The sequence below is a fragment of the Enterobacter cloacae complex sp. 385G4 genome, assembly GCF_057320665.1.
Map to the genome: position 1 here is coordinate 27,443 of NZ_JBXWDD010000003.1, position 23,832 is coordinate 51,274.

19 protein-coding genes and 3 tRNA genes are annotated in these 23,832 nt (G+C 56.6%); 18 read left to right on the forward strand and 4 right to left on the reverse strand.

What is annotated here, in order from left to right; genetic code table 11:
* Positions 1-20 precede the first annotated feature (20 nt).
* The 3 genes from mscM to rsgA all read right to left on the reverse strand — a co-directional run bounded on the left by mscM (position 21) and on the right by rsgA (position 5,482).
* Positions 21-3,344 (reverse strand): miniconductance mechanosensitive channel MscM, encoded by a 3,324-nt coding sequence (mscM, locus tag AC2FAJ_RS10625; protein ID WP_028015244.1) that lies wholly within the window; start codon positions 3,342-3,344, stop codon positions 21-23.
* 19 nt (positions 3,345-3,363) lie between these two features.
* Positions 3,364-4,332 carry an archaetidylserine decarboxylase gene (gene asd / locus AC2FAJ_RS10630; RefSeq protein ID WP_485454117.1) on the reverse strand — a complete coding sequence of 323 codons (969 nt, stop codon included), beginning with the start codon at positions 4,330-4,332 and terminating at the stop codon, positions 3,364-3,366.
* Between the two features lie 97 nt (positions 4,333-4,429).
* Complete coding sequence (gene rsgA, locus AC2FAJ_RS10635; protein ID WP_319879719.1) at positions 4,430-5,482, reverse strand: small ribosomal subunit biogenesis GTPase RsgA; 1,053 nt, start codon at positions 5,480-5,482, stop codon at positions 4,430-4,432.
* A gap of 107 nt (positions 5,483-5,589) precedes the next feature.
* Here rsgA and orn point away from each other — a divergent pair, with 107 nt between their 5' ends.
* The 4 genes from orn (at position 5,590) to AC2FAJ_RS10655 (ending at position 6,631) form a co-directional block, all read left to right on the forward strand.
* Positions 5,590-6,135 (forward strand): oligoribonuclease, encoded by a 546-nt coding sequence (orn, locus tag AC2FAJ_RS10640; RefSeq protein ID WP_028015247.1) that lies wholly within the window; start codon positions 5,590-5,592, stop codon positions 6,133-6,135.
* Between the two features lie 196 nt (positions 6,136-6,331).
* Positions 6,332-6,407: transfer RNA gene (locus AC2FAJ_RS10645), tRNA-Gly, on the forward strand.
* A 36-nt stretch (positions 6,408-6,443) separates the two neighbouring features.
* Positions 6,444-6,519: transfer RNA gene (locus AC2FAJ_RS10650), tRNA-Gly, on the forward strand.
* 36 nt (positions 6,520-6,555) lie between these two features.
* A tRNA-Gly gene (locus AC2FAJ_RS10655) sits at positions 6,556-6,631 on the forward strand.
* Positions 6,632-6,901: 270 nt separating this feature from the next.
* On the opposite strand, the gene queG is transcribed toward AC2FAJ_RS10655, so the two are convergent.
* Complete coding sequence (gene queG / locus AC2FAJ_RS10660; protein WP_028015248.1) at positions 6,902-8,041, reverse strand: tRNA epoxyqueuosine(34) reductase QueG; 1,140 nt, start codon at positions 8,039-8,041, stop codon at positions 6,902-6,904.
* Between queG and nnr the strand changes: the two genes are divergently transcribed.
* The 14 genes from nnr to rlmB all read left to right on the forward strand — a co-directional run bounded on the left by nnr (position 8,040) and on the right by rlmB (position 23,810).
* Positions 8,040-9,563: a bifunctional ADP-dependent NAD(P)H-hydrate dehydratase/NAD(P)H-hydrate epimerase gene (gene nnr / locus AC2FAJ_RS10665; RefSeq protein ID WP_163332751.1), complete on the forward strand. Its 1,524-nt coding sequence runs from the start codon at positions 8,040-8,042 to the stop codon at positions 9,561-9,563. The genes queG and nnr overlap by 2 nt on opposite strands.
* A complete protein-coding gene (gene tsaE, locus AC2FAJ_RS10670) occupies positions 9,556-10,017 on the forward strand; it encodes a tRNA (adenosine(37)-N6)-threonylcarbamoyltransferase complex ATPase subunit type 1 TsaE (RefSeq protein WP_485454118.1) in 462 nt (153 codons plus the stop codon). The genes nnr and tsaE overlap by 8 nt, the downstream gene beginning before the upstream one ends.
* A 16-nt stretch (positions 10,018-10,033) precedes the next feature.
* Complete coding sequence (amiB, locus tag AC2FAJ_RS10675; protein WP_028015251.1) at positions 10,034-11,368, forward strand: N-acetylmuramoyl-L-alanine amidase AmiB; 1,335 nt, start codon at positions 10,034-10,036, stop codon at positions 11,366-11,368.
* Positions 11,369-11,377: 9 nt separating this feature from the next.
* On the forward strand, positions 11,378-13,222 hold the full coding sequence (mutL, locus tag AC2FAJ_RS10680; protein WP_047364110.1) for a DNA mismatch repair endonuclease MutL: 1,845 nt from the start codon (positions 11,378-11,380) through the stop codon (positions 13,220-13,222).
* On the forward strand, positions 13,215-14,165 hold the full coding sequence (gene miaA / locus AC2FAJ_RS10685; RefSeq protein ID WP_028015253.1) for a tRNA (adenosine(37)-N6)-dimethylallyltransferase MiaA: 951 nt from the start codon (positions 13,215-13,217) through the stop codon (positions 14,163-14,165). The genes mutL and miaA overlap by 8 nt, the downstream gene beginning before the upstream one ends.
* Before the next feature lie 85 nt (positions 14,166-14,250).
* The gene (gene hfq, locus AC2FAJ_RS10690) at positions 14,251-14,562 is read left to right on the forward strand and encodes an RNA chaperone Hfq (protein ID WP_013095287.1); all 312 of its coding nucleotides are present in this window, start codon (positions 14,251-14,253) and stop codon (positions 14,560-14,562) included.
* A gap of 73 nt (positions 14,563-14,635) precedes the next feature.
* Complete coding sequence (gene hflX, locus AC2FAJ_RS10695; protein ID WP_163332750.1) at positions 14,636-15,916, forward strand: ribosome rescue GTPase HflX; 1,281 nt, start codon at positions 14,636-14,638, stop codon at positions 15,914-15,916.
* 56 nt (positions 15,917-15,972) lie between these two features.
* Positions 15,973-17,232 carry an FtsH protease activity modulator HflK gene (hflK, locus tag AC2FAJ_RS10700; protein ID WP_319879710.1) on the forward strand — a complete coding sequence of 420 codons (1,260 nt, stop codon included), beginning with the start codon at positions 15,973-15,975 and terminating at the stop codon, positions 17,230-17,232.
* A 2-nt stretch (positions 17,233-17,234) separates the two neighbouring features.
* Positions 17,235-18,239 carry a protease modulator HflC gene (hflC, locus tag AC2FAJ_RS10705; RefSeq protein WP_028015255.1) on the forward strand — a complete coding sequence of 335 codons (1,005 nt, stop codon included), beginning with the start codon at positions 17,235-17,237 and terminating at the stop codon, positions 18,237-18,239.
* Between the two features lie 72 nt (positions 18,240-18,311).
* A complete protein-coding gene (locus AC2FAJ_RS10710; RefSeq protein ID WP_003855996.1) occupies positions 18,312-18,509 on the forward strand; it encodes a DUF2065 domain-containing protein in 198 nt (65 codons plus the stop codon).
* A 104-nt stretch (positions 18,510-18,613) separates the two neighbouring features.
* Entirely contained in the window at positions 18,614-19,912 is a 1,299-nt protein-coding gene (locus tag AC2FAJ_RS10715; protein WP_006178975.1) for an adenylosuccinate synthase, read from the forward strand.
* A 192-nt stretch (positions 19,913-20,104) separates the two neighbouring features.
* Positions 20,105-20,530, forward strand: coding sequence for a nitric oxide-sensing transcriptional repressor NsrR (gene nsrR, locus AC2FAJ_RS10720; RefSeq protein ID WP_028015256.1), 426 nt, complete (start codon positions 20,105-20,107; stop codon positions 20,528-20,530).
* A gap of 38 nt (positions 20,531-20,568) precedes the next feature.
* Positions 20,569-23,010 (forward strand): ribonuclease R, encoded by a 2,442-nt coding sequence (gene rnr / locus AC2FAJ_RS10725; protein ID WP_163332749.1) that lies wholly within the window; start codon positions 20,569-20,571, stop codon positions 23,008-23,010.
* A gap of 65 nt (positions 23,011-23,075) precedes the next feature.
* Entirely contained in the window at positions 23,076-23,810 is a 735-nt protein-coding gene (gene rlmB / locus AC2FAJ_RS10730; RefSeq protein ID WP_028015258.1) for a 23S rRNA (guanosine(2251)-2'-O)-methyltransferase RlmB, read from the forward strand.
* Positions 23,811-23,832: the final 22 nt, after the last annotated feature.

Sequence of the window (23,832 nt, forward strand, 5' to 3'; positions counted from 1 at the left end):
CGAAAGGGAGGGGAGAACGATTACAGACTTCCCGCCGGGCGCGATCTTGCCGCCGACGTGAGCGTTTTACCCATCTTGCGTCCGTCCATGCTTTCCAGACGCATCTGGAACGGTGGGAACGGCATATCAATACCATGCTCGCGGAAGCCCGCCAGAATCAGCTGGTGGATCTCATGGCGCAGCGGCATGCGGTGTCCCATTTCGGCGGCGTAGATACGCAGTTCGAAAATCTGGATCCCCTGCTGTAAATCAACCAGGAATACTTCCGGCGCAGGGTTATCGAGCACCAGCGTACAGCGTTCAGCGGCGGTGTAGAGGATCTGCGTGACCTCTTCACTGTTGGCATCCGACGGCGCCGGTACCGTCAGCACCACGCGCGTGACGGAGTCCGACAGGGACCAGTTGATAAACTGCTCGGTAATAAATGCCTTGTTCGGCACGATGATCTCTTTACGGTCCCAGTCGCTGATCGTGGTGGCGCGGGTGTTGATCTTCGTTACGCTCCCGGTCAGATCGCGGATCGTCACCGTATCGCCAATGCGAATCGGCTTTTCAAACAGGATGATCAGGCCGGATACAAAGTTAGCGAAAATCTCCTGCATGCCAAAGCCAAGGCCAAACGTCAGCGCGGCCACCAGCCACTGCAGTTTAGACCACTCAATACCAATCATTGAGAACCCGACCATTCCGCCAAACAGCAGTATCAGGTATTTCGTAATGGTCGTAATGGCGTATCCCGTGCCGGGGGTTAAATCCAGATGCTGCAGCAGCGCCAGCTCCAGCAACGCCGGGAAGTTACGCACCAGCTGGGTGGTGATGATCAGCACCAGAATGGCAATCAGCACCGCGCCTAAGGTGATCGGCTCCAGGCTTTCAACGCCCTGCACCGTGGACGTCACGTCCCACAGAGAGATGTTCTCCAGGAAGCCAAACGCGGAATGAATTTCCGACCACAGGAAGATCACCGACAGAAGGGCAATCAGCATCAGGAGGGAGCGCACCAGGCGCAGAGACTGGGTACTGATGGCATCCAGATCCAGTTCGACCTCGTCCGCATCCATCGTGCCTTCCGTGCTGTTGACATGGGTTGGCTCTTCCTCGCCACGGGCACGCTGAGCGAGGATCTCTGCCCGGCGATGCTTGGCGCGGTCAAAGGCCAGACGGCGGCGCTGGATCAGCATCCCGCGACGGATCACGTGATACACCACCAGCAGCAGGAACCAGATCGCCACCGACGTTTCCAGTCGCGCCAGCAGCGCCTGCGAGGTTGCCAGGTAACCTACCGCTGCTGCCAGCATCGCAATCAGAGGAGCGCTCAGCAGCAGGTTCCAGAGCAGCCGGTTGAACATGTTGTCGCCGCTGCCGGATTTATCCAGATAGAGCGGTATCCCCGCGCGTTTCAGGCTGAGCGTGACGATGGCCAGCGCGCCGCAGATCAGCATAAAGCAGAGGCGGCCCAGCGAGCCTGAGAATTCCCGGTCGTTGAGATTATCAAACATGATCAGCGCCATAATCAGCGGCACAATCAGCCCGATGCTCATCAGGTAATAGCGCATGGCGCGCGCCACGCGGTTACGAGGCCAGCCAAAGTGGGCGATGAACAGGCCGTTAGGCCGCGCGAACGTCGCGCAAATCATCACCACCCACAGCAACGGTACCGTGGCGGTGACACCATCGCCAATGGCGACCGCGAGCGGATAGGGCCAGGCTTCCCGCAGGCCATAGCCAAGCGTCATCCACAGCACCGGTAGCGGAGAGGCGACGAGAATCGACCAGAACACGGTGCGCAGCGTCAGCCAGAAGTGATCCTGAGTGACTTTCCCCACCCGCGCGCTGGAACGCTCCAGGAAGCGGGTGAAATGTCTGCGCGAATAAATGCTGAAGCCCACCAGAACCAACGCGCCCAGCAGCGGGAAAATCGTCTCTTTACTGGTCAGCATCATCACGCTGGCCTGTCCGAGCTGGCTAAAGGTGTCGAGCGAAATCAGGCGGCGCAGATCCTGAACAATCTCAATTGGCCACGAGAAGGTCATTGGACGTACGTCGGATGTCCAGAAGAGATAACGGTGCGTAGCCTCGTTCACCTCTTTCAGCGCGTCTTCCAGCTGGCTGTTAGAGACCTTGAGCTTAGTCAGTTCCAGAATCAGCGTATCCCCGCCCTGCAGCAGGGAGTTCAGCAGTTCGCGCTGGGTGCGCAGCTGGGCTTCCAGAATACGGTTTTGCTCGCTGGTCAGAGGTTGTCCGTCAGCCTGACGGATCTGGCGTATTTGCGGCTGCTTATTGAGAAGATCTTCAAAGTGCAGTCGCTGCACGCGCAGCTGGGCCATCTCGGTATCCAGCTGCTGCGGTTTCGGCATTTCCGGCAGGCGCGCGACCTGGGCGCGTAACGCTTCGCCCAGCAGGTTTGATGACCCGAGCCACTGGGACTGCTCGCGCAGGGTGTTGAGCGCCTGGCGCACCTGCAGGGTTTGATTCGTCGCCTGACGCTGCTGGGAGGCAACCAGATCCATACGCTGCGCCTGCTGATTCAGGGCGGCAGAAAGCTCGCGGTTGACCTTAAACTGATCGACGATACCTTCCGGCAGATTGGCGCTGTTTTCCGCCAGCAGCTCGGTGCTTTCAAGCGCTCGCTCGGCTTCGCGCTGGCGCTGGCTGTTAAGCAAATTACGCAGGGCCTGAAGGTACGCATCCAGCTGCTCGCTCTGCTTCTGAGCGAGTTCAGAGCGCATCCGCGCCAGCTCCTGGCGGTTGTTGGCGGAAAGCTGCGCCAGCTCCAGCTCATCCACAAGGGCCTTCAGGCGGGCAGATTCCGCCTGCAGACCCAGATTTTGCGCCTGAGCCTGCGGCGTGTTGCCGCTTTGCGTACCCACGCGGCGCTCAACGTCGTTAAGCTGGCGGCGGGCGTCGGTTTGCTGCTGCGGAAGCTGGCTGAGGGAGTCGGCAATTTCACGCGCTCGCTCCTGCTCCTGCTGAGCCTGGCGGCTCTTTTCCAGGAGCTGGCTGCTGACCTGCAGGATTTCCTGGTTCAGGGCGTCGGTGGTCATGCCTTCCGGCACTTCGCGCGGCTCATCGCGCAGATTAGCGAGCTGCGCGCGCAGCGTTTGCGAGAGTTTAGGGAAGTTGTCGATAACCTGCTGATACTGCTGAGCGCGCTCAAGCGAGCCTTTCCGCTCTTCAAGCGCGTTCAGTGCGGACTGGAGTGACTCAACGGTCTCTGGCTGAGCGGGTTTAGCCGCTTTCGCCTGCTCCAGCTCCTGGGTTATCTGTTTGGCGTCGGGGGCTGTCGCTGCGTACGCCCCCATGCTGAGGCACCAGGCCATCAGTAGAACGATAATCGGGCGCACGTCAGCGATCCTTCTGTTGTTAGCCTTCGTCTTTTTTGTCGTCAACCAGCGGACTGGCGTCGTGCTCGGCGTCGATCTCTTCTTGCGGCAGCGGAGCAGGTTCTGCATCCGGCGTCATGAAGGTTTCGGTAGAGACCGCCAGCGGCTGACCCAGTTTGGTGACCGACAGGCTTTCGAGCTGCTCAGCCAGCTTCACTTTGCCCGGCGCAAACAGGTTGATGACGGTAGAGCCCAGCTTGAAGCGACCCATTTCCTGGCCTTTCAGCAGGGCGACAGAGCCTTCTTCTTCACCGGCAGGCCACGTCCAGCGCTTGATCACGCCTTCACGCGGTGGGGTAATGGTGCCAGCCCAGACGGTTTCGATGCTGCCGACAATGGTCGCGCCCACCAGAATCTGCGCCATAGGGCCGAATTCAGTATCGAACAGGCAGATGACGCGTTCGTTACGGGCAAACAGGTTCGGTACGTTTTGCGCGGTCAGGTGGTTCACGGAGAACAGATCGCCCGGCACGTAGATCATCTCACGCAGGATACCGTTACACGGCATGTGTACGCGGTGGTAGTCGCGCGGTGACAGATAGGTGGTGGCAAAGGTGCCGTTGCGGAACAGGTCCGCCATCAGGTAATTGCCCGCCAGCAGCGCTTCCAGGCTGTAGTTGTGGCCCTTCGCCTGCAGAATTTTGTCGTCTTCGATGTTACCCAACTGGCTGATCACGCCGTCTGCTGGCATCACCAGGACGTTAGGGTCGGTGTTCAGCGGGCGCACTTCGTCGCGCAGCGGGCGCACGAAAAACTCGTTGAACGTGCGGTAGCTGGCGGTGTCCGGCTTCTGCGCTTCTTTCATGTCGACCTTGTAATACTTAACGAAAAGGTCGATGACCAGTTTGGTCAGCCAGCCCGCGCGTTTGCTTGCGCCCCAGCCCGCCAGGCGAGTGAGCCACAGTTTTGGCAGAATGTATTGAAGAGAAAGTTTAAATGCGTTTAACAAGGTAGCCTCCAGGCCATTGTTTTGTCGTTCCTGATCCGGCAGTAAGCCGCCGGAACCTGAAAAAAGGGGACGATTTTAGCGATGCTTAGCTTAGTTGTCAGTTATCAGAATCAGAAAAGTTTTTACGCGTTTTTACCTGATCCATGCTCTCAAGAATGCGGTGGTAATTCTCGAAGCGGGTCTCCGCGATTTCACCTTTCTCAACCGCTTCGCGGATAGCGCAGCCTGGATCGTTATCGTGTTTGCAGTCGCGGTATTTGCAAGCGCCTAAATAATCATGGAATTCGACAAATCCATTAAAGATTTGTTCCGGCTCAAGATGCCATAAACCGAATTCACGCACGCCCGGTGAGTCGATCACATCGCCGCCGTGAGGGAAATGATAGAGACGTGAGGCAGTGGTGGTGTGCTGGCCGAGGCCCGAGACGTCAGACACATCGTTAGTGAGGATCTCCTGCTGGAGGCCGAGAAGGTTGTTTAGCAGGCTCGATTTCCCCACGCCGGACTGACCCGCAAAGATGCTGATGCGATCGGTAAGCGCCTCTTCCAGCGGTTTCAGTCCGTCTTTGGTGTAGCTGGACACCATCTGAACGCGGTAGCCAATCTTGCGGTAGATATCCATCTGCTCATTAACGAAAGCCATGCCTTCGTCATCCAGCAGATCGATTTTGTTCAGCACGATAATCGGTTCAACCTGCAGCGTTTCACAGGCGACAAGGTATCGGTCGATAATATTGAGCGAAAGTTCGGGCAAAATCGCTGATACGATGACAATCTGGTTAATGTTGGCGGCAATCGGCTTCACCCCGTCGTAAAAATCGGGACGGGTTAACACGGACGTACGCTCATGGACCGCTTCAACGATACCTTTTACCGTAACGCCCTCTGCCGCCTCTTTACCCGGTCGCCAGACGACGCGGTCGCCGGTCACCAGAGAACGAATGGTCCGGCGAATGTTACAGCGGTGGATTTCGCCATCGGCGGATTCCACGTCGGCGTGCATACCGAAACGGCTGATGACTACGCCTTCCGTTGGTTCGCCAAACAGGTTGTCGTCGTAATCGACCTTCTCCGAAGTGGTTTTAAGACGGCGCTGATGATTGGCATTCACGCGGCGCTGCTGCCCTTTGGAGAGTTTATTTTTACTCAATCGCACTGGCTCCTGGTCGCCCGTAAGGGGCAAAACCTCTATGATACACTCTAATTAATACTAGTTAACCTGCTACTGCCGGTTATGCGAGAAGGGTGGAAAATAACATGAGCGCGGATGAAAACAACCTGATTTGGATCGATCTCGAAATGACCGGGCTGGATCCCGAGCGCGATCGCATTATTGAGATTGCAACCCTGGTGACCGATGCCAACCTGAATATCCTTGCCGAAGGGCCAACGATTGCGGTGCATCAGTCCGACGACCAGCTTGCGCTGATGGATGAGTGGAACGTGCGTACCCACACCGGCAGCGGTCTTGTCGAGCGCGTGAAGGCGAGCACGCTGGGCGATCGCGAGGCGGAACTGGCGACGCTCGAATTTCTGAAGCAGTGGGTACCAGCGGGTAAATCGCCGATCTGCGGGAACAGCATCGGTCAGGATCGCCGTTTCCTCTTCAAGTACATGCCGGAGCTGGAGTCTTACTTCCATTACCGCTATCTGGACGTGAGCACTCTGAAAGAGCTGGCGCGCCGCTGGAAGCCTGAAATTCTGGACGGCTTTAAAAAACAGGGTACGCACCAGGCGATGGACGATATCCGCGAGTCCGTGGCGGAACTCGCGTACTACCGCGAAAACTTTATTAAGCTGTGATTTTGAGATCCGGCACCTTGCGCGGCCGGGTTTTTGTCGTTAAATTGTTCAGCTTGCCGATTAAATAAGCACTTGAACTGAATTTCGAAAAAATCACTTTAAGGGGGGTTGCAGCTAAAAGGATTTCTCGTATAATGCGCCTCCCGTAACGACAGAGAATTACACGTTACGACAGCAACAAAAGCAGTACAGATTTGCGGGAATAGCTCAGTTGGTAGAGCACGACCTTGCCAAGGTCGGGGTCGCGAGTTCGAGTCTCGTTTCCCGCTCCAAAATTTGAAGGTGCTTCCACAGCACAGACTGCCCAAGCGGGAATAGCTCAGTTGGTAGAGCACGACCTTGCCAAGGTCGGGGTCGCGAGTTCGAGTCTCGTTTCCCGCTCCAAAATTTGAAAGTGCTTCTAAAGCACGGACCACCCAAGCGGGAATAGCTCAGTTGGTAGAGCACGACCTTGCCAAGGTCGGGGTCGCGAGTTCGAGTCTCGTTTCCCGCTCCAAATTCTTCTTCATCTCTAAAATATCCACAGCGAAAAGACGCGCTGGGGACGTTTTCTATTGCATCTGAAATACTCTTGTAAACAGAGTTATCCACAGAATTCGCGCTTTACCCAAACCGTACAGAAAGTTAGCAGGGTGAATAATATCTTCCTAAGTTACTGTATTAAGTGGATAAAATTTCATTTCAAAATGTTATTGAGATCACTTGACCTCTTCTCAAGTCCAGATGGCGCTTGAGTTTTTATTTTTATTCACAGGCTGTGAATATATCACGCATCCCGCGTAAGCCCTTTTTCAATCACCCTAACCAGCCGCTGTTTCTTAGGAAGCTGCACCTCGACCACGCAGGCATTTCGCTTCTCGATTTGCTGCGCAATCGCCCATTCTATGTGTTCATCAAGAAGTGGGTGCTCACCTCTACGGCTTTCGAGCGCCTGAATATTCGCTTCATCCCACGGGGCATTGCCCAGCGCGACGGCCACGTTTCGCAGCCAGCGCAGGTGGCCAATACGCCGAATAGCGGAACCTTCCGTCACCTTCAGAAACCAGGCTTCGGTCCAGGCGAACAGCTCAATAAGCTGTGGCGCATGCAGCGCTTTACGCGGGCTGAAGTCCTCTTCGTCCGTCAGCTGTGAATAGCGGTTCCACGGGCAAATCAGCTGACAGTCGTCGCAGCCGTAGATGCGGTTGCCGATAAGCGGTCGGAATTCTTCCGGGATCGCCCCTTCAAGCTCTATCGTGAGATAGGAGATGCAGCGGCGGGCATCAACGGTGTAAGGCTCAACGATGGCGCCCGTCGGGCAGATGGTCATGCAGGCCACGCAGCGGCCACAGCCTTCCTCCACCGGGCCATCTACAGGCAGGGGTAAATCTATCAGCAGCTCACCGAGGAAGAAGAACGATCCGGCGTCGCGGCTCAGGATAAGTGAGTGCTTACCTGTCCAGCCAAGTCCGGCTTTTTCGGCGATCGGGCGCTCAAGAACAGGCGCGGAATCGACAAAGGGTCTAAAATTCAGCGAATCACAGTGCTGCTGAATGGTTTCCCCGAGTTTTTTTAAGCGGTTACGCAGAAGCTTATGGTAATCACGTCCCAGAGCGTACCGGCTGACGTAACCCAGGGAGGGATTTTTTAGCGTGCGCGCAAAGGCCGCGTTGGCAGGCAGGTAGTTCATGCGCACGCTGATGACGCGTAGTGTACCCGGTAAAAGTTCATGTGGACGGGCGCGCATCATGCCGTGACGCGCCATCCACTCCATTTCGCCGTGGTATTGTTTGTCCAGCCAGGCCTGCAGTTTTGGCTCGCTGGCAGAGAGGTCGGTATCGGTAATGCCCACCTTCTGGAAGCCAAGCTCAGCACCCCACTGTTTTATTTTTTGCGCTAATTCATTGAGATCGAGGGGCTGTGACATGACGGACCATACGGTGAAGAAAAACCCCGCAAGTATACCACATTCCATCTGGCATGCGGATGACCTCCGGCGCGCCGAAAAAGAGGCCGCAGACAGTCTCGGCATTACCCTTTATGAACTGATGCAGCGCGCGGGAGAGGCGGCGTTTAACGTTGCCCGCAGCGCGTACCCGCAGTCCACTCACTGGCTGATTTTGTGCGGGCACGGCAATAACGGCGGCGACGGTTACGTCGTTGCGCGTCTTGCCGTTGCAGCCGGTCTCCGCGTTACCCTGCTGGCGCTGGAGAGTGATAAGCCCCTGCCGGAAGAGGCCTGCGCGGCGCGGGAGGCATGGCTGAACGCAGGCGGCGTGATTCATGCTCATGATATCGTCTGGCCGGAAGATGTTGATCTGATTGTTGATGGTCTGCTGGGGACCGGGCTACGCAGCGCGCCTCGCGAAAACATTGCCGCGCTTATTGAACACGCTAACGGGTACTCTGCGCCGGTCGTCGCGCTGGATATTCCGTCGGGCCTGATCGCGCAGACCGGCGCGACGCCTGGCGCCGTTATTCAGGCTGCGCACACCGTGACCTTTATCGCTCTGAAGCCGGGCCTGTTAACCGGAAAAGCGCGGGATGTGGTCGGTGTATTGCACCATAACGCGCTGGGGCTGGAGAGCTGGCTCGTTGGACAGGAAACGCTCCTGTCGCGCTTTGATTCCTCGCAGCTAAAAGAGTGGCTTCCGCCGCGCCGCCCAACGTCTCACAAGGGCGACAACGGCAGGCTGGTGATTATTGGTGGCGATCGCGGTACGGCAGGCGCGGTTCGCATGACCGGTGAGGCGGCACTTCGCAGCGGTGCCGGGTTAGTGCGAGTACTCACTCGCATTGAAAATATTGCGCCAATCATCACAGCCCGACCGGAACTGATGGTCCATGAGCTTACGCCCCAGACGCTGGAAGAAAGCCTTGAATGGGCGGATGTGGTGGTTATTGGTCCCGGGCTTGGACAACAGACATGGGGTAAACAGGCCCTGCAAAAGGTCGAGAATTTTCGTAAACCGATGCTGTGGGATGCCGACGCGCTTAACCTTCTGGCAATAAATCCGGATAAGCGTCACAATCGCATTCTGACGCCACACCCCGGCGAAGCCGCGCGCCTGCTTAACTGCAGCGTGGCAGAAATTGAAAGCGATCGCTTACTTTCTGCTCAGCGTCTGGTAAAACGTTACGGAGGTGTTGCCGTTTTGAAAGGGGCAGGCACCGTTGTCGCCAGTGACGAGACGCAGGGCATTATTGATGCCGGAAATGCGGGCATGGCGAGCGGCGGTATGGGCGATGTGCTTTCAGGCATTATCGGCGCATTGCTTGGACAGAAACTTCCCCTTTATGATGCAGCCTGTGCGGGCTGCGTGGCCCACGGCGCGGCAGCTGACAGGCTTGCTGAGCGGGAGGGGACACGCGGTATGCTGGCCACCGATCTCTTTTGCACGCTGCGGCGTGTTGTTAACCCGGATGTGATTGACGTAGAAAATGACTAATCGAGCGATTCCTTTACCTGATGAACAAGCCACTTTAGAGCTCGGCAAGCGCGTGGCGCAGGCCTGTCAGGGGGCAACCGTCATTTATCTGTATGGCGATTTAGGTGCGGGTAAAACCACCTTCAGCCGGGGTTTTTTGCAGGCGTTAGGGCATAACGGGAACGTGAAAAGCCCTACCTACACGCTGGTCGAGCCGTACACCCTCGACAATCTTATGGTGTACCACTTTGATTTATACCGCCTTGCGGATCCTGAGGAGCTGGAATTTATGGGGATCCGTGATTATTTTGCCAACGACGCCATCTGCCTGGTGGAGTGGCCGCAACAAGGTGCGGGTGTGCTGCCTGACCCGGATGTCGAAATTCACTTAGATTACCAGGCTCAAGGGCGTGAGGCTCGCATCAGTGCGGTTTCCTCATCAGGGTGTTCCTTACTGGCGCGTCTCGCCGGTTAAGAGTAGGGATGACGGGATGATTAGTCGCGTTAAAGGTTGGGTGTTGGCTGCGACGGTGCTGCTGTGCGCGCAGGCCGGGGCGGCAAGCCTTTCGGATATTCAGGTGTCAAACGGCGAAAGCCAGGCCCGGATTACGTTCAGCTTTATGGGCGACCCTGAATACGCGTTTTCACAGCCAGACAGCCACAGCGTGGCGCTGGATATCAAACAGACAGGCGTGATCCAGGGGTTACCGCTGCGGTTCAGCGGTAACAACCTGGTGAAAAGTATCCGCTCGGGTACCCCTCAGGACAGCCAGTCGCTGCGCCTGGTGGTCGATCTGACCGAAAAGGGCAAAACGAAGGCGGTGAAGCAGCAAAACGGGGCGAACTATACGGTGGTCTTCACCATCAATGCCGATGTTCCGCCGCCTCCGCCGCCACCGGTTGTCGCGAAACGCGTGGAAGAGCCGGTGTATACGCCTCGCCCATCGGAACCTGCGCGTAATCCGTTTAAATCGCAGAACGATCGCATCACCGCGGCAACCAGCAGTAACACGGTAACGCGTCCGGCGGTCAGCGCACGGCGTACGGTCAGCGGTGACAAAGTGATTATCGCCATTGATGCCGGGCACGGTGGACAGGATCCTGGAGCGATTGGCCCGGGCGGCACGCGAGAGAAAAATGTCACTATTGCGGTGGCCCGCAAGCTGCGGACGCTGTTAAACGATGATCCGATGTTTAAAGGCGTACTAACCCGCGACGGCGACTATTTTATCTCTGTGATGGGCCGCTCAGACGTGGCGCGTAAGCAAAACGCCAATTTCCTGGTCTCCATTCACGCGGATGCCGCGCCGAACCGTAACGCGACGGGCGCCTCGGTATGGGTTCTGTCGAACCGCCGGGCAAACAGCGAAATGGCCAACTGGCTGGAAGAGCATGAGAAACAGTCTGAACTGTTAGGCGGCGCGGGTGATGTGCTGGCAAACAGCCAGTCTGACCCATACCTCAGCCAGGCGGTGCTGGATTTACAGTTCGGTCATTCTCAGCGCGTCGGGTATGATGTCGCCACTAACGTATTGAACCAGTTGCAGGGCATCGGGGCATTGCATAAGCGCCGCCCTGAACATGCGAGCCTGGGCGTTCTGCGCTCGCCGGATATTCCGTCAATTCTGGTAGAGACGGGCTTTATCAGCAATAACAGTGAAGAGCGCCTGCTGGGCAGCGACAGCTATCAGCAGCAAATTGCCGAAGCGATTTATAACGGTTTACGTAAATATTTTGAGGCGCATCCTCTGCAGTCCGCGCCGCAGGGCGGAGCAGCCCAGACGGCCAGCGCCGCGCAGCCGGGTGGGTTGACCGCCACAAATTAAGGAGATTTCATGCCGATTCAGGTTCTGCCGCCGCAGCTCGCGAACCAAATCGCCGCCGGTGAGGTGGTGGAACGCCCTGCGTCGGTGGTGAAGGAGCTGGTTGAAAATAGCCTCGATGCGGGCGCCACCCGCATTGATATTGATATCGAACGCGGCGGCGCAAAGCTTATCCGCATTCGCGACAACGGCTGCGGCATCAAAAAAGAGGAGCTGGCGCTGGCGCTGGCGCGTCATGCCACCAGTAAAATTGCCTCTCTGGATGACCTGGAAGCGATTATCAGCCTCGGTTTTCGCGGCGAAGCGCTGGCCAGTATCAGCTCGGTTTCTCGTTTAACGCTGACCTCCCGCACCGCTGAACAGCAGGAAGCCTGGCAGGCCTACGCTGAAGGGCGGGATATGGACGTCACGGTCAAACCCGCGGCGCACCCTGTCGGTACTACGCTGGAAGTTCTGGACCTGTTCTACAATACTCCCGCCCGCCGCAAGTTTATGCGTACCGAAAAAACCGAGTTCGGCCATATCGACGAGATCATCCGCCGAATTGCGCTCGCCCGTTTCGACGTCACCATCAACCTCAGCCATAACGGCAAGGTGATGCGCCAGTACCGCGCGGTGGCTGAAGGTGGTCAGAAAGAGCGACGGTTAGGCGCTATCTGCGGGACGCCGTTCCTGGAGCAGGCGTTGGCTATCGAGTGGCAGCACGGCGATCTGGCTTTACGCGGCTGGGTGGCCGATCCGAACGCCAGTAGCGCGGCGTATTCTGAAATTCAGTATTGCTACGTGAATGGCCGCATGATGCGCGACCGCCTCATTAATCACGCCATTCGCCAGGCCTGCGAAGACAAGCTCGGGGCCGATCAGCAACCGGCCTTTGTGCTTTATCTGGAGATCGACCCGCATCAGGTGGATGTCAACGTCCATCCTGCCAAGCATGAAGTACGGTTCCATCAGTCGCGTCTGGTGCATGATTTTATCTACCAGGGCGTGCTGAGCGTGCTGCAACAGCAGCTTGAACCCACGCTGCCGCTGGAAAAAGAAGACTCCGCACCGCGCCCCATTCCGGAAAACCGTGTTGCTGCGGGCCGCAACCATTTTGCGGAGCCTGCCGTCGCGCGTGAACCAGACGCCCCGCGTTTTTCCTCTGCAGGAGCCGCGCCGCGTCCGACGGGCGTGAACTACCCGAACGCTCAGCCCGGCTATCAGAAGCAGCAGGGGGCGCTGTACCGTAAACTGCTGGAAACGCCCGCAGTCGAGCGCAAAGAGCACATTTCGGTGGCGACACCTTCCCTTGAAGGCCATAGCCAGAGTTTTGGCAGGGTGCTGACGATTATCGCACCGGATATGGCCCTGCTTGAGCGCGACGGCAAACTGCTGCTTCTGGCGCTTCCGGTTGCCGAACGCTGGCTCAAGCAGGCGCAACTGACGCCGGGGGAACATGCGGCCTGTGCGCAGCCGTTATTGATCCCGGTTCGCCTGAAAATATCCGCTGAAGAAACAAGGGTATTGCAGCGTGCAGAGGCCCAGCTGGCGCAAATGGGCATTGAAATTGTGCTCGAACCACAACATGTGACAATTCGCGCAGTGCCTTTACCCTTACGCCAACAAAATTTACAAAACTTGATTCCTGAACTGATAGGCTACCTGGCGCAGCAAACATCGTTGGAGGCTGCCAACACCGCGCAGTGGATCGCCCGTCATCTGGCCAGCGAACATTCACCGTGGAGTATGGCGCAGGCGATTACCGTGCTGGCGGAGGTGGAACGCCTCTGCCCACAACTGGTGAAAGCGCCGCCGGGTGGGTTATTACAACCTGTTGATTTAAAAACGGCGATGACCGCCCTGAAACATGACTGACGTAAGCAAGGCGAGCCTGCCAAAGGCAATTTTTTTAATGGGCCCAACGGCCTCTGGCAAAACAGCGTTAGCCATTGAGTTACGTAAAGTTTTGCCTGTAGAGTTGATTAGCGTTGATTCCGCCCTCATCTATCGAGGGATGGACATCGGCACGGCGAAGCCCGGCGCAGACGAACTGCGTGCGGCACCGCACCGTTTGCTGGATATTCTCGACCCGGCAGAGGCTTACTCCGCAGCGGATTTCCGCCGGGATGCCTTAGCTGAGATGGCCGAGATAACGGCGGCGGGGCGTATACCGCTGTTGGTTGGCGGAACCATGCTCTACTTCAAGGCGCTGCTCGAAGGATTGTCACCCTTACCTTCTGCAGATCCTGAAATCAGAGCAAAGATTGAGCAGCAGGCGGCAGAGCAGGGGTGGGACGCATTGCATAAGCAACTGGCAGAGATTGACCCGGTTGCGGCGGCGCGAATCCATCCAAACGATCCGCAAAGGCTTTCCCGGGCACTGGAAGTTTTTTTCATTTCGGGTAAAACTTTAACGGAACTGACGCAAACGTCAGGAGACGCTCTGCCGTATCAGGTGCATCAGTTCGCCATCGCCCCGGCGAGCCGTGAACTGCTCCATCAACGAATTGAGCAGCGTTTTCATCAGATGTTGGCTTCAGATTTTGAAGCAGAAGTGCGGGCGCTATTTGCCCGTGGAGATTTGCATACGGATATGCCTTCCGTTCGTTGTGTGGGATACCGCCAGATGTGGTCGTATCTTGAAGGTGAGATTTCATACGATGAAATGGTTTATCGAGGTGTTTGCGCCACGAGACAGTTAGCGAAGCGCCAGATCACCTGGTTGCGCGGTTGGGAGGGGGTTCACTGGTTAGACAGTGAAAAACCGCAACAGGCGTTAAACGATGTGATTGAGGTTGTTGGTGATATCGCCCACTGAATGTGTACAATTGAGACGTATCGTGCGCAATTTTTCAGAATCGCAAGGTTCTAAGTACAAAACAAGCATATAAGGAAAAGATAGAATGGCTAAGGGGCAATCTTTACAAGATCCGTTCCTGAACGCATTGCGTCGGGAACGTGTTCCAGTTTCTATTTATTTGGTGAATGGTATTAAGCTGCAAGGTCAGATTGAGTCTTTCGATCAGTTCGTGATCCTGTTGAAAAACACGGTCAGCCAGATGGTCTACAAGCACGCTATCTCTACTGTTGTTCCGTCCCGTCCGGTCTCTCATCACAGCAATAACGCTGGCGGCGGCACAGGCAGTAACTACCATCATGGCAGCAACGCGCAGGGTTCTTCTGCTCCTGCGCAGGACAGCGACGAGACCGAATAAGGTTTTAGCTGTTATCCACACGGGGAGCCAGGGATCCTGCGTTCCCCGCTGATCTTTTTAGAGAGGTTTACGCTTGTTTGACCGTTATGATGCCGGTGAGCAGGCGGTGCTGGTACACATCTATTTTTCGCAAGACAAAGATATGGAAGACCTCCAGGAGTTTGAATCTCTGGTCTCTTCCGCCGGTGTCGAAGCAATGCAGGTGATTACCGGTAGCCGTAAAGCGCCGCACCCAAAGTATTTTGTTGGTGAAGGTAAAGCAGTAGAAATTGCGGATGCCGTAAAAGCAACCGGCGCGTCAGTCGTGTTGTTTGATCATGCGCTGTCTCCAGCCCAGGAGCGCAACCTGGAAGCTCTCTGCGAGTGCCGTGTTATCGATCGCACGGGATTGATTTTAGACATTTTTGCTCAGCGTGCCCGTACCCACGAGGGGAAACTGCAGGTTGAGCTGGCGCAGTTGCGCCATCTAGCGACGCGTCTGGTGCGTGGCTGGACCCACCTTGAAAGACAAAAAGGCGGGATTGGTTTGCGCGGTCCGGGTGAAACCCAGCTCGAAACCGACCGCCGTTTGCTGCGTGGCCGTATTACCCAGATCCTCTCACGTCTGGAACGTGTCGAGAAACAGCGTGAACAGGGGCGTCGGGCGCGAACCAAAGCCGACATCCCCACGGTGTCGCTGGTGGGCTATACCAACGCCGGTAAATCCACCCTGTTTAACCAGATAACCGAGGCCCAGGTGTATGCCGCAGACCAGCTGTTTGCGACCCTGGACCCGACGCTGCGCCGCATTGACGTTTCAGACGTGGGTGAAACAGTGCTGGCGGATACCGTAGGGTTTATCCGCCATCTGCCGCACGATCTGGTGGCGGCGTTTAAGGCGACGTTGCAGGAGACGCGTCAGGCGACCCTGCTGCTGCACGTGATTGATGCGGCTGACGTACGCGTGCAGGAGAACATCGACGCGGTGAACGTGGTGCTGGAAGAAATTGACGCCCACGAAATTCCCACCCTGTTGGTGATGAATAAGATCGATATGCTGGAGGATTTCGAACCGCGTATCGACCGTGATGAAGAGAACAAACCGATTCGGGTCTGGCTTTCTGCTCAGGCCGGAATCGGTGTGCCACTGCTTTTCCAGGCTTTGACAGAACGTCTTTCCGGTGAGGTAGCTCAGCACACGCTGCGACTGCCGCCACAGGAAGGCAGGCTGCGCAGCCGGTTTTATCAGCTTCAGGCGATAGAAAAAGAGTGGATGGAGGATGACGGCAGCGTGGGGATGCAGGTGCGTATGCCGATCGTTGACTGGCGTCGCCTCTGTAAACAAGAACCTGCGCTGGCGGACTATATCGTCTGATCAGAAAGGGGAAGCCTGAAAAATTCGCCCTTGCATAACAAATATGGAGCATATACATGGCGTGGAATCAGCCCGGTAATAACGGACAAGACCGCGACCCGTGGGGAAGCAGCAATAATCAAGGCGGCAACTCTGGGGGAAATGGCAACAAAGGTGGTCGCGAGCAGGGGCCGCCGGATCTGGATGATATCTTCCGCAAGCTGAGCAAAAAGCTTGGTAGCCTTGGCGGAGGAAAAGGTTCTGGCTCGGGTGGTAGTTCCAGCCAGGGACCGCGCCCGCAATTAGGTGGCCGCCTGGTGGGCATCGTTGCTGCCGGGCTGGTGATCGTCTGGGCAGCCAGCGGGTTCTACACCATTAAAGAAGCAGAACGCGGCGTGGTTACCCGTTTCGGTAAGTTCAGCCATCTGGTGGAGCCGGGCCTGAACTGGAAGCCGACCTTCATTGATGACGTGACCGCAGTTAACGTGGAGTCCGTCCGTGAACTGGCCGCCTCCGGCGTGATGCTGACGTCTGACGAGAACGTGGTGCGCGTAGAGATGAACGTGCAGTACCGCGTGACCGATCCTGAGCGTTATCTGTTTAGCGTGACCAGCGCCGATGACAGCCTGCGTCAGGCGACCGACAGCGCCCTGCGTGGTGTGATCGGCAAATACACCATGGACCGCATCCTGACCGAAGGTCGTACCGTTATTCGTAGCGATACCCAGCGCGAGCTGGAAGAGACGATTCGTCCGTACAACATGGGTATCACCCTGCTGGACGTCAACTTCCAGGCTGCACGTCCGCCGGAAGAGGTGAAGGCCGCGTTTGACGATGCGATTGCTGCCCGTGAAAACGAACAGCAGTACATCCGCGAAGCAGAAGCGTACACCAACGAAGTTCAGCCGCGTGCTAACGGTCAGGCGCAGCGTATTCTGGAAGAGGCGCGTGCGTATAAGACCCAGACCATCCTGGAAGCTCAGGGTGAAGTGGCTCGCTTCGCGCGCATCCTGCCGGAATACAAAGCCGCCCCGGAAATTACCCGCGAGCGTCTGTATATCGAGACTATGGAAAAAGTGCTGAGCCACACCCGCAAAGTGCTGGTTAACGACAGCAAAGGCGGGAACCTGATGGTTCTGCCGCTGGATCAGATGCTGAAAGGCGGTTCTGCACCGGCAGCGAAAGACACCAGCGGAGCGAACAACCTCCTGCGTCTGCCGCCAGCCTCATCAGGCAGCTCCAGCGCGAACACAACGCCTTCTTCGAACGATGGTGACATTATGGACCAACGCCGTGCTAACGCGCAGCGTAACGACTACCAGCGTCAGGGGGAATAAGGATGCGTAAGTCAGTTATTGCGATCATCGTCATCGTACTGGTCGTGCTGTATACCTCGATCTTTGTGGTGAAAGAGGGCGAGCGTGGGATCAAGTTCCAGTTCAGCAGCGTCGTGCGTGATGGCGACAAACGTCCGGTGATTTACGAGCCGGGCCTGCACTTCAAGGTGCCGTTCATTCAGTCTGTGAAAACGCTTGATGCGCGTATCCAGACCATGGATAACCAGGCCGACCGTTTCGTGACCAAAGAGAAGAAAGACCTGATCGTTGATTCTTACATCAAATGGCGCATCAGCGATTTCAGCCGTTACTTCCTGGCAACGGGCGGCGGTGACGTGTCTCAGGCAGAAGTGCTGCTGAAACGTAAGTTCTCTGACCGTCTGCGTTCTGAAATTGGTCGTCTTGATGTGAAAGACATCGTGACCGACTCCCGCGGTCGTCTGACCCTGGAAGTGCGCGATGCGCTGAACTCCGGTACAGCGGGCACCGAAGACGAAGTGGCGACGCCAGCAGCGGATGACGCGATTGCTAAAGCGGCCGAACGCGTTCAGGCTGAAACCAACGGTAAAGTGCCGGTGATCAACCCGAACAGTATGGCGGCGCTGGGTATCGAAGTGGTTGACGTGCGTATCAAGCAGATCAACCTGCCAGCGGAAGTGTCCGAGGCGATCTACAACCGTATGCGCGCCGAGCGTGAAGCGGTTGCCCGTCGTCATCGTTCACAGGGTCAGGAAGAGGCTGAAAAACTGCGTGCGGCAGCGGACTATGAAGTGACCAAGACGCTGGCGGAATCTGAACGTCAGGGCCGTATCCTGCGCGGTGAAGGCGATGCGGAAGCGGCGAAGCTGTTTGCCGATGCATTCAGCCAGGATCCAGACTTCTACGCCTTTATCCGTAGCCTGCGCGCTTACGAGAATAGCTTTAAGAGCAACCAGGATGTGATGGTGCTCAGCCCGGACAGCGATTTCTTCCGTTATATGAAGACGCCGACCAACGCAACGCGATAAACTCAGGCTCGTTTGAGTATTCAAACCACCGCTCCCAACGGAGCGGTGGTTTTCTTTTATAAGGATGAAAAAATGAATTCAACGATCTGGCTCGCGCTGGCCCTGGTTCTGGTGCTGGAAGGTCTCGGCCCGATGCTCTATCCGCGCGCGTGGCGTCGTATGATCGCGACCATGAGCCAGCTACCGGATAATATTTTGCGTCGTTTCGGCGGTGGTCTTGTGGTTGCCGGTATCGTTATCTACTACATGTTGAGGAAAACGATTGGCTGATCAAAAACTAGCCGCAATTGGCGTATTTTAAGGTCAAAAAGTGCTGTATATCTGAAAAAGCGATGGTAGAATCCATTTTTAAGCAAACGGTGATTTTGAAAAAAATGGGTAACAACGTCGTCGTACTGGGCACCCAATGGGGTGACGAAGGTAAAGGGAAGATTGTCGATCTTCTGACTGAACGGGCTAAATATGTTGTACGCTACCAGGGCGGTCACAACGCAGGCCATACTCTCGTAATCAACGGTGAAAAAACCGTCCTCCATCTTATTCCATCAGGCATTCTTCGCGAAAACGTCACCAGCATCATCGGTAACGGCGTTGTGCTGTCTCCTGCTGCGCTGATGAAAGAGATGAAAGGTCTGGAAGACCGTGGTATCCCTGTTCGTGAGCGTCTGCTGCTCTCCGAAGCCTGCCCGCTGATCCTGGACTATCACGTGGCGCTGGACGTGGCGCGTGAAAAAGCGCGTGGCGCGAAAGCGATCGGCACCACCGGTCGTGGTATCGGCCCGGCTTACGAAGATAAAGTTGCACGTCGCGGTCTGCGCGTCGGTGACCTCTTCGACAAAGCGACCTTCGCTGAAAAACTGAAAGAAGTGATGGAATATCACAACTTCCAGCTGGTGAACTTCTACAAAGCTGACGCTGTTGACTACCAGAAAGTGCTGGATGACGTCATGGCGATTGCAGACATTCTGACCGGTATGGTTGTTGATGTATCCGATCTGCTGGACCAGGCGCGCAAGCGTGGCGATTTCGTCATGTTCGAAGGTGCGCAGGGTACGCTGCTGGACATCGACCACGGTACCTATCCGTACGTTACTTCTTCTAACACCACCGCGGGTGGCGTGGCGACCGGCTCTGGCCTGGGTCCACGTTATGTGGATTACGTTCTGGGTATCATCAAAGCGTACTCTACTCGCGTAGGTGCGGGTCCATTCCCGACCGAACTGTTTGATGAAACCGGCGAGTTCCTGTGCAAGCAGGGTAACGAGTTTGGCGCGACCACCGGTCGTCGTCGTCGTACCGGCTGGCTGGATGCGGTTGCCGTGCGTCGCGCAGTGCAGATCAACTCCCTGTCTGGCTTCTGCCTGACCAAGCTGGACGTACTGGACGGCCTGAAAGAAGTGAAAATCTGCGTAGGCTACCGTATGCCAGATGGCCGCGAAGTGACCACCACTCCGCTGGCTGCTGACGACTGGGAAGGCATTGAGCCAATCTACGAAACTATGCCGGGCTGGTCTGAGACCACCTTTGGTGTGAAAGAGCGTAGCGGCCTGCCGCAGGCTGCGCTGGATTACATCAAGCGCATTGAAGAACTGACCGAAGTGCCGATCGATATTATTTCTACCGGCCCGGATCGTACTGAAACGATGATCCTGCGCGACCCGTTCGACGCATAATCTTCGTGACTGCTGGCCTGCGGGGAGACCCGTAGGCCGGATAAGCGTAGCGCCAACCGGCGACCGCTCCTGGATCTCCGCTTTTTCGCCCCGTCTGTCAAATAAATTAGCCGCTAACTATCTGGCTGGTTTATCATCATTAATGAATATCTCTGCGGTTTGACCGCGTTTTCCCTTTTTCCTGAGGTTGATGTGCAGTTAACAAGTTTCACCGATTACGGCTTACGCGCGCTGATTTACATGGCGTCGTTACCCGAAGGGAAGATGACCAGTATCTCTGAAGTCACAGAGGTATACGGTGTGTCCCGTAATCATATGGTCAAAATAATCAATCAACTTAGCCGTGCCGGATACGTTGCTGCCGTCCGCGGGAAGAATGGAGGGATCCGTCTTGGTAAACCGGCACAGAGTATTCGTATCGGGGATGTGGTACGCGAGCTGGAGCCCTTGTCTCTGGTGAACTGCAGCAGCGCGTTCTGCCACATTACGCCCGCTTGCCGCCTGAAACAGGCGCTTTCTAAGGCCGTGCAAAGTTTTCTCAAGGAACTGGATAACTATACGCTGGCCGATTTGGTTGAAGAGAATCAACCGCTTTATAAATTATTGCTGGTGGAATGAAGAAAATTTCCACCGGAGCTGACAACGGAGGAACCGACATGTCACAAGATCCTTTCCAGGAACGCGAAGCCGAAAAATACGCGAATCCTATCCCCAGCCGCGAGTTCATCATTGAACACTTAACAAAACGCGAAAAACCCGCCAATCGTGAAGAACTTGCCGTTGAATTAAATATTGAAGGTGAAGAGCAAATTGAAGCCCTTCGCCGCCGCCTGCGCGCGATGGAGCGTGACGGGCAACTGGTCTTTACCCGCCGCCAGTGCTACGCGCTGCCGGAACGCCTCGATCTGCTGAAAGGGACCGTCATTGGTCACCGCGATGGCTTTGGCTTCCTGCGCGTGGAAGGCCGTAAGGACGACCTTTACCTCTCATCCGAACAGATGAAAATGTGCATCCACGGCGACCAGATCCTGGCGCAGCCGCTGGGTGCAGACCGTAAAGGCCGCCGCGAAGCACGCGTGGTTCGCGTGCTGGTGCCAAAAACCAGCCAGATTGTGGGCCGCTACTTTACCGATGCGGGCGTAGGCTTCGTGGTGCCGGACGACAGCCGTTTGAGCTTCGATATTCTGATCCCACCTGAAGAGGTGATGGGCGCGCGTATGGGCTTTGTGGTGGTGGTTGAACTCACCCAACGTCCGACCCGTCGCACCAAAGCGGTCGGTAAAATCGTCGAAGTGCTGGGCGATAACATGGGCACCGGCATGGCCGTCGATATGGCGCTGCGTACCCATGAAATTCCGTACGTCTGGCCGAAAGCGGTCGAAGAGCAGATCGAAAACCTGCGCGAAGAAGTACCGGAAGAGTCCAAAGCGGGCCGTGTGGATCTCCGCAGTCTGCCGCTGGTCACCATTGATGGTGAAGACGCCCGCGACTTCGATGATGCCGTGTACTGCGAGAAAAAACGCGGCGGCGGCTGGCGTCTGTGGGTTGCTATCGCTGACGTAAGCTACTACGTGCGTCCGCACACGCCGCTGGATAACGAAGCGCGCAGCCGCGGTACCTCGGTCTACTTCCCGTCGCAGGTGGTACCGATGCTGCCGGAAGTGCTCTCCAACGGCCTGTGCTCCCTGAATCCGCAGGTTGACCGTCTCTGTATGGTATGTGAGATGACCATCTCCACCAAAGGGCGCTTAACGGGCTACAAATTCTACGAAGCGGTAATGAGCTCGCACGCGCGTCTGACCTATACCAAGGTCTGGCATATGCTGCAGGGCGACCAGGACCTTCGCGAGCAGTACGCGCCGCTGGTTAAACACATTGAAGAGCTGCATAACCTCTACAAAACGCTGGAGCAGGCGCGCGAAGAGCGCGGCGGTATCTCCTTTGAGAGCGAAGAAGCGAAGTTTATCTTCAACGCCGAGCGCCGCATTGAGCGTATCGAACAGACCCAGCGTAACGATGCGCACAAGCTGATCGAAGAGTGTATGATTCTGGCGAATATCTCGGCGGCACGCTTCGTTGAGAAAGCCAAAGAACCTGCGCTGTTCCGTATTCACGATAAGCCGACCACGGAAGCCATTACGTCGTTCCGCTCCGTGCTGGCTGAGCTCGGCCTGGAGCTGCCTGGCGGTAATAAGCCAGAGCCACGCGATTACGCCGAACTGCTGGAATCCATTAGCGACCGTCCTGACGCGGAAATGCTGCAGACGATGCTGCTGCGCTCCATGAAGCAGGCGATTTACGATCCGGAAAACCGGGGGCACTTCGGCCTGGCGCTGCAGTCTTACGCGCACTTTACCTCGCCGATCCGCCGTTATCCGGATCTGTCACTGCACCGTGCGATCAAGTATCTGCTGGCGCACGAGCAGGGCCATAAAGGCAACACGACTGAAACCGGTGGGTATCACTACTCGATGGAAGAGATGCTGCAACTGGGTCAGCACTGTTCCATGACCGAGCGCCGTGCGGATGAAGCGACGCGCGACGTGGCGGACTGGCTGAAGTGTGACTTTATGCTGGATCAGGTGGGCAACGTCTTTAAGGGCGTGATTGCCAGCGTGACCGGCTTTGGTTTCTTCGTTCGTCTGGATGAGCTGTTTATCGACGGTCTGGTGCACGTCTCCAGCCTGGATAACGACTACTACCGCTTCGACCAGGTCGGCCAGCGTCTGATTGGCGAATCAGGCGGCCAGACCTACCGTCTGGGCGATCGCGTGGAAGTGAAGGTCGAAGCCGTGAATATGGACGACCGTAAAATCGACTTCAGCCTGATCTCCAGCGAGCGCGCGCCGCGTAACGTCGGTAAAACCGAGCGTGAAAGGGCGAAAAAAGGCGGAAACGGCAAAGCGAGCGGTAAACGTCGCCAGGCGGGCAAAAAGGTAAACTTCGAGCCGGACAGCGCGTTCCGCGGCGAGAAGAAACAGAAGCCAAAGGCGGCGAAGAAAGAGGCTCGCTCAGCGAAAAAGCCTTCCGCGAAGACGCAGAAAATCGCTGCCGCGACAAAAGCGAAGCGCGCAGCCAAGAAAAAGCAGGCGGAGTAATTCTCCCCTCACCCTGACCCTCTCCCCAACCGGGAGAGGGGAAATATTTATTACGAGAACCATCAATGAGTGAAATGATTTACGGCATCCACGCGGTGCAGGCCCTTCTCGAGCGCGCACCGGAGCGTTTTCAGGAAGTGTTTATTCTGAAAGGTCGTGAAGACAAACGTCTGATGCCGCTGATCCACGCGCTGGAAGCGCAGGGCGTGGTGATCCAGCTGGCGAACCGCCAGTTCCTGGATGAGAAAAGCGAAGGCGCGGTGCACCAGGGGATCATTGCCCGCGTGAAGCCGGGCCGTCAGTATCAGGAAAACGATCTGCCGGATCTGATTGCTGAGCTGGAGAATCCGTTCTTCCTGATCCTCGATGGCGTCACCGATCCACATAACCTCGGCGCGTGCCTGCGCAGCGCGGATGCGGCGGGCGTGCACGCGGTGATCGTACCGAAAGATCGCTCTGCCCAACTGAACGCGACGGCGAAGAAAGTGGCCTGCGGCGCGGCGGAAAACGTTCCGCTGATCCGCGTGACCAACCTGGCGCGCACCATGCGTCTGCTGCAGGAAGAGAATATCTGGATCGTCGGTACCGCGGGCGAAGCGGATCATACTCTGTATCAGAGCAAAATGACCGGCCGTCTGGCGCTGGTGATGGGGGCGGAAGGTGAAGGCATGCGTCGTCTGACGCGCGAGCACTGCGACGAGCTGATCAGCATCCCGATGGCGGGCAGCGTGTCGTCTCTGAACGTTTCCGTTGCAACGGGTATCTGCCTGTTTGAAGCGGTGCGCCAGCGCGGAGAATAAACAGCAAGGCCGTCCAAAGGAC